At 36.8% G+C, this 11,854-nt stretch carries 10 protein-coding genes; 3 read left to right on the forward strand and 7 right to left on the reverse strand.

All coding sequences use genetic code 11. The annotated features are described in order from the left end of the window. Positions 1–217: 217 nt before the first annotated feature. Entirely contained in the window at positions 218–481 is a 264-nt protein-coding gene (purS, locus tag AFK68_RS27350; protein ID WP_094670944.1) for a phosphoribosylformylglycinamidine synthase subunit PurS, read from the reverse strand. Between the two features lie 226 nt (positions 482–707). Here purS and AFK68_RS27355 point away from each other — a divergent pair, with 226 nt between their 5' ends. Continuing rightward, entirely contained in the window at positions 708–1,091 is a 384-nt protein-coding gene (locus tag AFK68_RS27355) for a Fur family transcriptional regulator (RefSeq protein ID WP_094670942.1), read from the forward strand. Positions 1,092–1,304: 213 nt separating this feature from the next. On the opposite strand, the gene AFK68_RS27360 is transcribed toward AFK68_RS27355, so the two are convergent. Both AFK68_RS27360 and AFK68_RS27365 read right to left on the reverse strand, forming a co-directional pair. Beyond that, complete coding sequence (locus AFK68_RS27360; RefSeq protein ID WP_094670940.1) at positions 1,305–2,270, reverse strand: SPFH domain-containing protein; 966 nt, start codon at positions 2,268–2,270, stop codon at positions 1,305–1,307. A 1,044-nt stretch (positions 2,271–3,314) separates the two neighbouring features. Continuing rightward, positions 3,315–3,779, reverse strand: a complete 465-nt coding sequence (locus AFK68_RS27365; protein ID WP_094676762.1) for an NfeD family protein — start codon at positions 3,777–3,779, stop codon at positions 3,315–3,317. 323 nt (positions 3,780–4,102) lie between these two features. Between AFK68_RS27365 and AFK68_RS27370 the strand changes: the two genes are divergently transcribed. Next, the gene (locus AFK68_RS27370) at positions 4,103–6,070 is read left to right on the forward strand and encodes a PP2C family serine/threonine-protein phosphatase (RefSeq protein WP_094676764.1); all 1,968 of its coding nucleotides are present in this window, start codon (positions 4,103–4,105) and stop codon (positions 6,068–6,070) included. Between the two features lie 695 nt (positions 6,071–6,765). Beyond that, positions 6,766–6,990 (forward strand): ferredoxin-thioredoxin reductase variable chain, encoded by a 225-nt coding sequence (locus tag AFK68_RS27375; protein ID WP_094676766.1) that lies wholly within the window; start codon positions 6,766–6,768, stop codon positions 6,988–6,990. Between the two features lie 568 nt (positions 6,991–7,558). Here the strand turns inward: AFK68_RS27375 and AFK68_RS27380 are convergent. From AFK68_RS27380 to AFK68_RS27395, 4 genes are all read right to left on the reverse strand, one after another. Further along, positions 7,559–7,792: a hypothetical protein gene (locus tag AFK68_RS27380; RefSeq protein WP_094676768.1), complete on the reverse strand. Its 234-nt coding sequence runs from the start codon at positions 7,790–7,792 to the stop codon at positions 7,559–7,561. A gap of 69 nt (positions 7,793–7,861) precedes the next feature. Then, positions 7,862–8,656, reverse strand: coding sequence for a YdcF family protein (locus AFK68_RS27385; RefSeq protein WP_094676770.1), 795 nt, complete (start codon positions 8,654–8,656; stop codon positions 7,862–7,864). Positions 8,657–8,680: 24 nt separating this feature from the next. Then, a complete protein-coding gene (locus tag AFK68_RS27390; protein ID WP_094676772.1) occupies positions 8,681–9,025 on the reverse strand; it encodes a hypothetical protein in 345 nt (114 codons plus the stop codon). A 606-nt stretch (positions 9,026–9,631) separates the two neighbouring features. Continuing rightward, positions 9,632–11,239, reverse strand: coding sequence for a helix-turn-helix domain-containing protein (locus tag AFK68_RS27395; RefSeq protein ID WP_094676774.1), 1,608 nt, complete (start codon positions 11,237–11,239; stop codon positions 9,632–9,634). Between the last annotated feature and the right edge of the window lie 615 nt (positions 11,240–11,854).

An 11,854-nucleotide genomic window follows, 5' to 3' on the forward strand; every position in this document is an offset into this window, starting at 1 on the left:
AAATCCTGTTAGCGGAGCTTTTCCCTATACGAAAAACCCTTTATTAGTCTACTATTCCCTATTCCCTATTCCCTATTCCCTTGAAACTTAAAAATAGTCCGAAAATTTGTACTTTTTCAAGGTTTAGAACCACTTAAACTAATATATTACCACGATTCTATATTTATTCAGCTAGCCCTAAATACCTCTTCACTTCTTCCTTTTTCCTTCTTCCTCCTTAACTTCTTCCTTCATTTAATTCAAAGCGATAATTTTCAATGACAGGATTTGCCAATAATTGATCGCAGATTAATTCTAATTGTTCCCTAGCAGTTGCCTCATCTGTTGCCTGAAGTTTCAACTCAATATATTTACCAATTCTAATTTGTTCTATATTTTCATGTCCCATTTGTACTAATCCAGATTGAATTGCGGTACCAGCAGGGTCTAAAACAGATGGTCTTAGAGTAACATGGATTTGTGCTTGATATTGTTTTGTCACGTTAGTATAAAAGTTAAAATTTTAATAGAACTACTTTTAGATATTATCTGTTAATTTCTACCGCTCAACTAAACTTACTCAAACTTACTCAAAAACCTGAAAGATTAGTTGAACGCAAGTTGTTCTACCACCACAGGGTCAAAGGGCAAACCCTTGATAATTCATAATTAGAGATAGTTTTCATTATGCATTATCCATTATCCATTATTCATTATTTATATTGGCCATGAAAATCAATCGCACTCGGTCTCAAGAGCGTATTTTGAAATTACTAACAACCCAGAAGCGATCGCTATCTGCTCAGGATATCCATTCAAAACTACGCAGATGTAACAAACCTCTGGGACTAGCCACAGTATATCGTTCTTTGGATGCTCTCAAACTAGAGGGAGTAGTAATTGTGCGGACTTTGGCTAATGGTGAATCTGTTTATAGTTGTCTACAGCAAGACCAACATCATCTGACTTGTGTTAAATGTGGGACTTCTATACCTATTAATGAATGTCCTGTCCATTATTTGGAGGACAAATTGCAGGAGTCCCACAAATTTAAGATTTTTTACCACACTTTGGAGTTTTTTGGACTTTGTGATAAGTGTACCTTAAGCTGAAGATATTTCGTGATTTAGAATTCAGAATTCAGAATTTAGAATTTAGAATTATTAAATTTTTCGGCGTTGCTGAATCAAGGTATGAAAATAAGAACTTAATAATTTCAAGTATTTTTGATTCAATATTTTCGCAATTGCCAAAAAATTCAATTCATAGCCACCTATCAGCAACGCCAATTTTTCAATTTTACATTCTTAATTCAATTTGCCATACTAACTGCCAACTGAATTTTTGCCATCTGCCACAATAGAACGCATACCTTCTAAAGTTGCTGGAATATTCCGGGGGTCCATAAACATAACTTTACTACTGTCACTACTACCAATCTTCTGACCCATATCCAGATAATTTTGAGCTAATAAAAATTGGAGTGCTTCTTTTGCATTGGGCTCTTCACGAAGAGTTTTAGTAATAATTTCTAATGCTTCAGCAGTTGCTTGAGCATTCAATACTTGAGATTGACGTTCGGCTTGAGCCTTCAGGACAATTGCCTTTTGTTGTGCTTCTGCTTCTAAAACAGTTGCTTTTTGACGAGCTTGAGCATCAAGAACTTGTGATTCTGCCTTACCCCTAGCAGAGTTAATTGCAGAATCTCTTTCCCCTTCTGAAGTTAAAATTGCTGCTCGTTTTTGCCGTTCGGCAGTCATCTGTAATTCCATAGAATCTTGTACTGCTTTAGAAGGGCTAATATCTCGTAATTCTACCCTAGTTACTTTTACTCCCCAAGGGTCAGTAGCAATGTCTAATTCTCTCAGTAATACCTCATTAATTTCTGTACGAGCTGTAAAAGTTTGGTCTAATTCTAATTTACCCATTTCTGCCCTAATTTGAGTTAAAACTAGATTAACCATTGCAGATTGGAGATTTTCTACTTTGTAGTAGGCTTTCTCCATATCCATAATTCGCCAATAAACTACAGCATCTACACTAATTGCTACGTTATCTCTAGTAATACATGGTTGAGGTGGAATATCTAATACTTTTTCCCGAATAGTTTCTTGATAAGAAATTCTATCCAAAAATGGGATAACAAATTTCAAACCAGCATCTAATTTTCTACCATTATATCTGCCTAAAGTTTCAACTAAAGCTTCGTTACCTTGATTAATAACTTTGACACTTCCGGCTAAACTTGAACCACCTAAAGCTAAAAATACGAGTAAAAATAACTGTTCCATTTTTCATCTCCTAATTATCTAAATTAGTGGGAAAGATAAACTGAATAATTTAAGAAATTTTATAGTAGAATCTCTTTCCCCTTCTAAAGTTAAAATCGCTACAGGTTTTTTTCCCTTCTACAGTCATTTTTAATTCTCTATAGAAATCAGGAATAATTTATGAGACTGAGTGTAGTTGAAACAACCTTCATAGGTGAAGTATTTCTGACTAATAAATAAGGTCTCAACCTTCCCTTTTCAAGTGGATAAAAAAGGAAATTTCGGATTTTAGTAGCCTCCGAGTTCAGCCGGAAGCACTGTTAACGCAGTTCCTCCGCAGGAGGCTAACTGTTAACGCAGTTCCTCCGATAGGAGGCTAACTGTTAACGTAGTTCCTCCGCAGGAGGCTAACTGATAACTGAAATAGGACTTCCGACTAGACCTGAACCACCTAAAGCTAAAAATACGAGTAAAAATAACTCTTGCATTTTTGGTCTCCTAATTTTCTAAATTAGTTGTTATTTGAATTGATTTTTATGAGAGGAGTTAAACTGAAGAATTTAAGAAATTTTATAGCAGAATCTCTTTCCCCCTTCTGAAGTTAAAATCGCTGCAAGTTTTTTCCCTTGTACAGTCATTTTTAATTCTATATAGAAATCAGCAATGATTTATGAGACTCAGTGTATTTGAAACAACCTTCATAGGGTGAAGTATTTCTGACTAATAAATAAGGTCTCAACCTTCCCTTTTCAAGTGGATAAAAAAGGAAATTTCGGATTTTAGTAGCCTCCGAGTTCAGCCGGAAGTGACTAATAAATAAGGTCTCAACCTTCCCTTTTCAAGTGGATAAAAAAGGAAATTTCGGATTTTAGTAGCCTCCGAGTTCAGCCGGAAGAACTGTTAACGCAGTTCCTCCGCAGGAGGCTAACTGTTAACGTAGTTCCTCCGCAGGAGGCTAACTGATAACTGATATGGAACTTCCCGCTAAAATAGAACCACCTAAAGCCAAAAATAATAGCAAAAAAAACTGTTCCATTTTTCATCTCCTAATTATCTAATTAGTTGTTATTTCAATTGATTTTGGTTAGGGGGATAAACTGAAGAATGTAATAAATTTTCTGGCAATACAAATAAAGTATTACCCTCTCGTCTAACGACAATAACTTTTTCTTGAGCAGCGATCATACTATCTTGATCCTCACATTGAGCGCGCCAAGAATTACCTTCATAAAGTACCCTACCAGGCTGACCTGGTAATATTTCTGTTAAAGTTTCTGCTTCCTTGGCATCAGCAATAGTAGCTACTGTACGGTGGGGCAACAGACGACGGAAAGCAAAAATAGAAGCTACAGAAAAAATCATCCACAAGGCTACCTGTAGACTCACACTAGGAATTAAGAGGGACACTCCTGCCACAACAAAGGCACTTAGTCCCATCATAAATTCTACAAAGGCCGTGGGTACAAGGAGTTCTAAAAAACAAAGAATTGCCCCAGCCAATAACCAAAGTATCGTTGGATTTAATAGCATGGATAAATGGGAGTGGTGAGGTTAAATTTATTAGTGATTTTTCCGTAAAATTACTGTAATTTGGTGACATCACTACCTAGAATCATACCTTGACAAATAATCAGGTATATGATCAGTTTATTGTGAAATTTATCAAGATAGCTTCTATCTCAACATATCTTTGCGTTTTGACGCTCAGAAGGTTCTCTGAAAACCTCCTAATTTATTTATCAAGAGCTAAAAAAACAATTCCTTACGAAAATTCTCAGATTAATCTTTAATTTTATTGCTTTTGACTTTTAATTTTTGACTTTCGACTTAATAAAAAGTATTTTTTCCTAACTATGATTACTTCTGCCCCACTAATTTATTGTCCAAATACTAATTGTCCCAATCCGTCTAACTCCTGGGGTCGCCAAGAGTGTGAAGCTTGCCAAACTCACTTAATCTATCGCTATTTATGGGCGGTTGCTCCAGAGGTTGAGATTTCTGTAGGAGAATTATTGGGCGATCGCTACTATGTTGTAGCTCCACAAGTTTGGCTGGATACTAAGCCTGGTGAACCTCCCTTTATGTATGAGGAATTACCAGATGATATTATGCCTTATCTACACTTATATCCCCAGAGGCTTCATACCCCAGAGGTATATGGTTTTTATCAACATGGAGAAGAAACTTACCCTACAGATATTCTGTTGTTAGATAACGTTCCTCTAGACTCTGAAGGTAAGTTGTTTCCTCCTTTTGTGGAAGCTTGGCCTACAGCAACTCCTGTACGTCAGGTTTACTGGTTATGGCAAATGATGCAGTTATGGAAACCTCTATCAGAAAAGCGTGTAGCTTTTAGTTTATTTACAAATAATTTACGGGTGGAAGGTTGGCGGTTACGACTGTTAGAGTTGGACCTACAAAGCCGTAATACTAAACTTAGAGATTTTAAGATTTTTTGGTCAAATTTGATTGCTACTGCTCATCCTCATATTCAACAACCATTGACAGAGATTTGTCAGATGATTAGTGATATTGGTGAATCTCTAGAGGCGATCGCTCCGAAATTAAACCAACTACTATTAGATCAGGCAGCCCAATTACCATTAAGTTTCCAAATAATGGGGGCTACAGACACTGGGCCAGTGCGTCTGCATAATGAAGATTGTTGTTATCCTATAGAACAAGATTTAGTTAATAATCAGCTAGTACCCCATTTAGCAATGATTTGTGATGGAGTGGGTGGCCATGATGGGGGAGAGGTAGCTAGTCAATTAGCAGTACAGTCCATTAAAAGATTAGTTCAAAACTTATTGACAGAGGTAGGACAACAACAGGAGTTAACATCTCCAGATTTGGTAAATAAACAACTGGAGGAAATTATTCGGGTAGTCAATAATATGATTGCCACTGAGAATGATGAACAAGGAAGAGAGTCTCGACAGCGGATGGGTACAACATTAGTTATGGCATTACAGTTACCCCAACAGGTGAAACCTTCCCCAGAATCAAATCCAAATAATGCCCATGAGTTGTATGTAGCTAATGTGGGTGATAGTCGTGCCTATTGGCTAAGTAGAAATGCCTGTCAGTTGTTAACTGTGGATGATAATGTGGCTTCTAGGGAAGTACGTCTGGGTCATTGTCTGTATTGGCAGGCATTACAACGTCGTGATGCGGGTGCTCTAACTCAGGCTCTGGGTACAAGGGATGGAGAGTTTATTCATCCCACTATTCAGAGATTTTTGATTGAAGAAGAGGGTTTATTACTTTTATGTTCGGATGGTCTAAGTGATAATGATTGGGTTGAGAATTCTTGGACTGAATATACTCCCAAGGTTCTCCGGGGTGAAATTTCTCTGAAGCAGGCAGTAGAGTCTCTAATTGATTTGGCGAATGAGAAAAATGGTCACGATAATACTTCGGTAGTCCTTGTCCACTATCGTCTTTCTCCAGAACAGTTGATTTTATCGAATACTCCTACAGCACCACCCCCAGTCAGGGAAGCTTTAATACCAGAATTGTCTGAAACTTCTCAAGAACTTCTTTATAGTAATGATGAAGAAGGATCGGAACCTGAGCCAGAGTCTGAAGCTAACCTTAATCCTAATCCTGAGTCTGAGTTAGAACCTGTCCAAGATTCTCCAAAATTAAAACCCTGGATGTTTATGGTTGGTTTGTTATTAATATTGTTGGTAGGAGCAGTTATAGCAGTATGGCGGAATTGGGAAAATTTTCAGTCAACTTCTGATGATTCTCCTGCGCCCTGGCAGAGTCCTATGATACCGGAGCCTTCTGAACCTCCAGTTTCTCCTAATTCTTAATCTTTAATTTGGGGCTGTTAACGAAGTCAGAAGTCAGAAGTCAGAAGTCAGAAGTTGTTTTTGTAATATCATGTCCGGATGTAATGGTATAAATAAAATATTTGGCGATCGAGAGGATATATTTTAATTTCTCCCCTACTCCCCTACTCCCCTACTCCCTTACTCCCCTACTATCTTAATTATAAATGTTCAACCGGACATGATATAATGAAGATTTTGAGCAACTCTCCAAAAACATTTCGTCAATCAAGGCGGGCTAAATGACCCAATTATTTTGATACAGCACTTCCCGCTTCCCGTGAGGTACACATTTGGCGAGAAAGATGCCAGCATCAGAAGAGTTTTACTATTCGCTCCTTGTACCTCATTTGTCCGAAATCTGCTGTAAATAGTTAGACAAAATGATTTGTGTATTTACTAATCAGCTATATTCCTTGTGACTTTTGACTCTTTACTCTTGCCTAATTCCTAACAATTGAGATATTAATTTTTGTAGGTCTTTTGACATGGATGTATTGAAAATAATATTACCCCCTAAATCTATGATCTTTGATGAAAAAATTGTCAAAAGTTGAATAGATGTGAATGTGGGTAGGTTTTATGCAAAAATAAGGAAATTGTTAAATTTAAGTGTGTAATTTCTTCTTGGAGTTGCATGAAAATTTGTAGGAGAATATAATAGAAGGTTTTATTGTATGAAAGTAGGCGATCGTGTTCGCGTTAATAGTTCTGTTGTTGTTTATATTCATCCTGAACATAGAGGACAACCATTTGACATTAACGAGCAGGAAGGAGAAGTGATTGGTATTGTCAATGAATGGAAAGGTAGACCAGTTAGTGCTAATCTGCCTATTCTTGTCCAATTTACAAAAAAATTTAAAGTTCACCTTAAGGAAGAAGAGTTAGAAATAATCTCATAAATTAAGGTGAATGTCAATAGTTTTTATGGGGCGTTGTCCCCATTAAATTCCGTATTTGATATAGTAGTCTGAATGTGAGTTATTTAGAAAATTTATTGAAATTAGGAAACGGAAGTAATAAGTACCTGGACAAAATAACCAGTAGATTTTTGAATGTATGGAAGCAAAAAGCAAATATCGGAGATTCCAAAGATATATATAGCAATGAGCGCTGGTATATTTACAAATTGCAGGAGAGGCCAAAGAGCTAAAAGTCTTATATTATCGGCAATTTATTCCCCCTATATATAGCAATGAGCGCTGGTATATTTACAAATTGCAGGAGAGGCCAAAGAGCTAAAAGTCTTATATTATCGGCAATTTATTCCCCCTGTTGCCTGTAGCAATAGTGCCTGTTGCCTGCGCACAGCGCTATACAATTGATTTTGTCTACCAACTTATTTTAATCTATTTCCTTTAGCCCTATTGACTTTCAAGTCATTTTCGCTGTCAAAAATGTCAAAGTACCACTAATTATATGGATTTTTGACAAATAATTTTGTAGTGCTATACTAAGTTGTTTTTTTAGTTATTTACGATAAATTAGTTGTAAGAAAAAACCAAAAATATTGATGTCACTCCGCATTTTTTGTAGTTCTTTTTGGTGTTGTTCAGCTATAGCATAATACCACTGACAATAATTGTTAAAGTCTTCTCTATATTTTACCTCTTGATAAAATTCCTGGGTAGTTTGATAAACTTGACAAATTTCTGTAGCAGGTGAATTTGCTTCTGGAAAAATGCCTCTTAATTCTGGGTGCATTTAAAGTAACTCCTATTATTGTTATTGAATTATACAAATGTTTTGATTATAGCAAGAGAATATTGATTTTTATAACCAGCCGCGTAGACGATAAACGATCGTACCTATATATTCCTTTAAAACTTTAGTAGAATTTTGTAAATTTGCAGCATCAGGCATCATATTTAATACAATACCTTGCCAACTATCTGTTCTTTCTTGTAAATCTCTTTCAGTAACTAAAAAATCTGTTGGTGCTGGAATTACTGGTATTTTCTGCTTTTTGAATATCAAAAGAGAACGTGGAGTATGCAGCGCTGAAGTTACTAACAATACAGAACCTTTTATGTCTTTTGTTTCTAAAATTTGTTTAACATTAACAGCATTTTGATAGGTATTCAGAGAGTCAGTATCCTGTAAAATTGCTGTTTTTGGTACTCCCATAGACTCTGCAATTTCTGCCATATCTCCTGATTCAGGATTTCCTCCATCTTTCCAATCAATTCTACCTCCACTTAATATAAGAAAAGGTGCTTTATCTTGTTGATATAATCTCACTCCATGTAAAATTCTATCCCCTGCTTCACTAAAATCTACCCAGGGGCGCGGTGAATTAGCTGGTTTAATCCCACCACCTAAAACAACTATTGCTTCTGCCGAAGGTAATTCTTTTGGCGGTAAATTTTGCCATTCTAAAGATTGAATAAGCCCTTGAGAAACCCAAGAATTACTAAACACAAGTGTCACTGTAAATGCCAGAAAAATTGCCAATGCTGACCATTTAGGATGCCACCACAACAACACAAAAGCTATCAACATTAGGAGGCAAGATAGACCCAATGGATAGATAAATAAAGGGAGTAATTTAGAGAGAAATAAAAACATTAGTAGGTCAAATTTGACAGACTATTAGTATTTTTTTCGAGATTTTGAGGATATTTGACTTTGCCTGAAAAACCAACTCAATAGAGAAACACCGCTACGTTCTTTAGGTGTTTTAGGCCATGTTTTAATTGCTGAGGTTGGTTTTGATGGTGTAGGATAATCTACAGATTCAGCATCTGTTTTTTCTGGGATTTCTGGTCTTGATTCTATTTGTGACCAAAACCCTAATAATCCAGCAGAAATTCCTCCAATTACACCAAATATAATACTTGATTTTATTGTATATTCTAGTAAGCTAAAACTAATACTGAAAAATAGAGTAGCTGCTAGTCCGGCAATTAAGCCTTTTGATATTGATGGTTTATCCATGCTTAATTATAGTTATTGGAAACAACAATTTTTTCTAATTTGGCTAAAAATTATAGTTTTTATTAAATTGATTAATCTTGATTAATACAAATTTAACTTCCCTTCGGGGAAGTCAAAGCTCTCCGGTGGGGGAGCGTCATAAAGGAAAGCCAGGGCCAAGATTCTGATACCTTCATAAGCTGTTCATATGCCGCAAGACATGCTGGTACATTTTGTTAGTATCAATGTCAACACAGGGGTCCGACATCACCTCTGTCACGCGCAGCGGTCAGGGTTTCCCAGACTGAATAATCCCCCGTTTTCCCGTAAGGGCAACGTCGGGAGTATGTCAAATTATAGCAGTCTGAAGTAGATACTGAGGACTCAGGAATCAGGAATTAGGAGTCGTGAGGGGGAGAAAAATCAAGGGACAATTCTTACTCCTAGCTCCTCTATAAATTCCCTGTTCCTCCTAACTATTCCCAAGGGTCAATACCTACAGGAGATTTAATTTTTTTCTGGCTCTGAAGCCTTCTGTTCTAGATAACTAAAACCTTCTTCCTTCTTCCTTACCCTTACCTTACAATACAGAATGCTACCGGATCTGTAATATTGTTCAATTAATCACTATCCTCCCAAACCCAAAACGTTCTGTAATAACATTTGGTCTTCACCTTTAAGTTGAAAGCGACCACTCTCAATATCTCTAATCCAACTTTGGCTTTTTCCTAGCATAGTTGCCAATTGTCTCTGACTTAACTGTTGATTTTTCCTAGCCATCATAATTTGCTCACCACAGATAGCAGAAAGCTTCTTTGTTTTTTTGCGCTTATTAGTATAGCGTAGCTTCTGTTTTTCAAATTCTGCTAAATGTCGATCCCATTCCTGGGGGAGTTGAAACAACAGAATACGAGCATTCATTAACATATTCCATTTACCTCTTGGACCGTGATCTGTTAATCTCTGATGATTACTACCATCATCGATCCAAAAATCTAAAGCTGCATCACCATCATCAGGTAAAGCTGCCAATTTAGCCCACATTGGTTGAATTTCCTGGGGGTAAGTTACGGGGTCAAATTCAGGTTTGAGTCCATAATGGCTGAGAACTTCCAGATCACTCTCAAAAGTCTTCATTAGTCGTTTTCGATCATCTCTAAACGAAGATGCTTGTCTAACTTTATGTTCACCATAAGCAACTCGCATTAAGGTAGGTACAGTCAAGCGTTGCTCCCTACCCATTTTTGTTTTGAACAATAACCATAACAACATTCTCGCAGTTCCTTCATGTTGCTGCCAGATACTCATCACAGTAGTTAATACAGACTTAGGTAAAATCCCATATTGATAAAATGCTGTGCGCTCTTTGCAGGCTTCTTTGTTAAGGAAATATTTAGCCCAGATACCAGCTCTAACTCTAAAAGTTAGACCAACAAGATGTTTACATCCTGTGGAATCTTCAGAAAAGTGATGTTGGATTTCTAATATATGCCACAGTTGACTTTCTGGCAATGAGAAGGCATTTATTTTGCCTTGCTGTGGCCACTCAATAGCAGTAGTAATTTGGCAAGGTTGTTGAGCAAGATTTTTAATCAAACTCAGTTTAGTTGCCTTAGATAGGTCTTTGCGTTTTTCTAGCCCCAGGTATCTTTCTATTTGCTGATCGCTGATGACAAATTCTTGCTCCCATGGTTTGTCAATAACTGTTGCATGGGCAGCATAAATTAGGTGTATACAGGCTGCTCTGATATCCATTGCTGGTATATCTGTTACTGTTTTGACATCATCATTTAGAGTTTTGGATGTATACTTGAAATCTTTGAAGCTGAAACTAATTGAACCCTGACCTTGCTTAATAGAACGCTGATAAATCAGTTTACCTTCTGGATCTACTGTCCAAGGTAGCGATCGTCTCTGCGCCAGAATATTGCAAGCTTCCCAGATTACTATAGAAGAAGCAAAGGGACTGTGCTTGCTATCGGGAAATAAGTCAGAGGTGGTGGGTGTTCTTGTCTCAGCCTTATATCTACCTTTTTTAGGTTTTGTAGGAACAGGACTACTAATGGAACAGTGAACTACACACTGAGGCTCTTCGTGATATCCCTCACAGCTATTACACAGTTCAGGATTAATAGAGTATTGTTCATTCTCGACAACGATCGCACCTGTTGGGCACTGGGTTTGGGGCACACAGGTGGCACATCCGAGACAGTTTTCAGTCATTTTATGAGTCATAACAAGCCCCTGTTTTTACGGTTGAGCATTTAGGTGTTAGTCATACTGCTTGTCATCTGTAAGTTGATTTTGCTACCTATTAAATAGTGATACCCTGATTGCTGTACAACTAACTATCTAAGAAGTTAAAATATCAAATCTTTATAGTTCATAAAAATATAGTCAAATATGACATATCCTTATTTTGCAGGTCTTACCCTGACGCTCATGTTAGCGTTTGCGTAGCATTCCGTTTGCGTAGCATTCCGCAGGAAAGGAAAGCTCCTTCTTCGGAGGAACTACAACACCACGCCAGTTGTTTCAAGTCGGGAGACCCGCCCAGCGCACTGGCTTCTCTATCCCATGGTCAAAGATAAAAGGGAACTACTTTTTTCATTATGTTCAGAGAACCGTTCACATCAGCATTGATTAATCCTTTGCTAATGGTACGATACCTAGTGATTCAAGTATTTTCACTCAAGTTTAAATTGAGACTTTATAATAAACCTTAATATTTCATATTTTTTTTAGATTAGATGTTCAGAATGAGCAAATTAATATTATTTTTATCTTTGTAGTATGAAGTAATTAATAGGTTATTTCACTAATAAGGATATTTATACATTTAACTTGCAA

Origin of the sequence: Hydrocoleum sp. CS-953 (assembly GCF_002260545.1) — a bacterium.
Classification (GTDB): Bacteria; Cyanobacteriota; Cyanobacteriia; order Cyanobacteriales; family Microcoleaceae; genus Trichodesmium.

Excerpts from the sequence above, each read along its gene's own strand:
- AFK68_RS27355 (WP_094670942.1), top strand. The coding sequence starts at position 708 with ATGAAAATCAATCGCACTCGGTCTCAAGAGCGTATTTTGAAATTACTA.
- AFK68_RS27390 (WP_094676772.1), bottom strand. The coding sequence starts at position 9,025 with ATGGATAAACCATCAATATCAAAAGGCTTAATTGCCGGACTAGCAGCT.
- AFK68_RS27360 (WP_094670940.1), bottom strand. The coding sequence starts at position 2,270 with ATGGAACAGTTATTTTTACTCGTATTTTTAGCTTTAGGTGGTTCAAGT.
- AFK68_RS27365 (WP_094676762.1), bottom strand. The coding sequence starts at position 3,779 with ATGCTATTAAATCCAACGATACTTTGGTTATTGGCTGGGGCAATTCTT.
- AFK68_RS27395 (WP_094676774.1), bottom strand. The coding sequence starts at position 11,239 with ATGACTCATAAAATGACTGAAAACTGTCTCGGATGTGCCACCTGTGTG.
- AFK68_RS27385 (WP_094676770.1), bottom strand. The coding sequence starts at position 8,656 with ATGTTTTTATTTCTCTCTAAATTACTCCCTTTATTTATCTATCCATTG.
- AFK68_RS27370 (WP_094676764.1), top strand. The coding sequence starts at position 4,103 with ATGATTACTTCTGCCCCACTAATTTATTGTCCAAATACTAATTGTCCC.
- AFK68_RS27375 (WP_094676766.1), top strand. The coding sequence starts at position 6,766 with ATGAAAGTAGGCGATCGTGTTCGCGTTAATAGTTCTGTTGTTGTTTAT.
- AFK68_RS27380 (WP_094676768.1), bottom strand. The coding sequence starts at position 7,792 with ATGCACCCAGAATTAAGAGGCATTTTTCCAGAAGCAAATTCACCTGCT.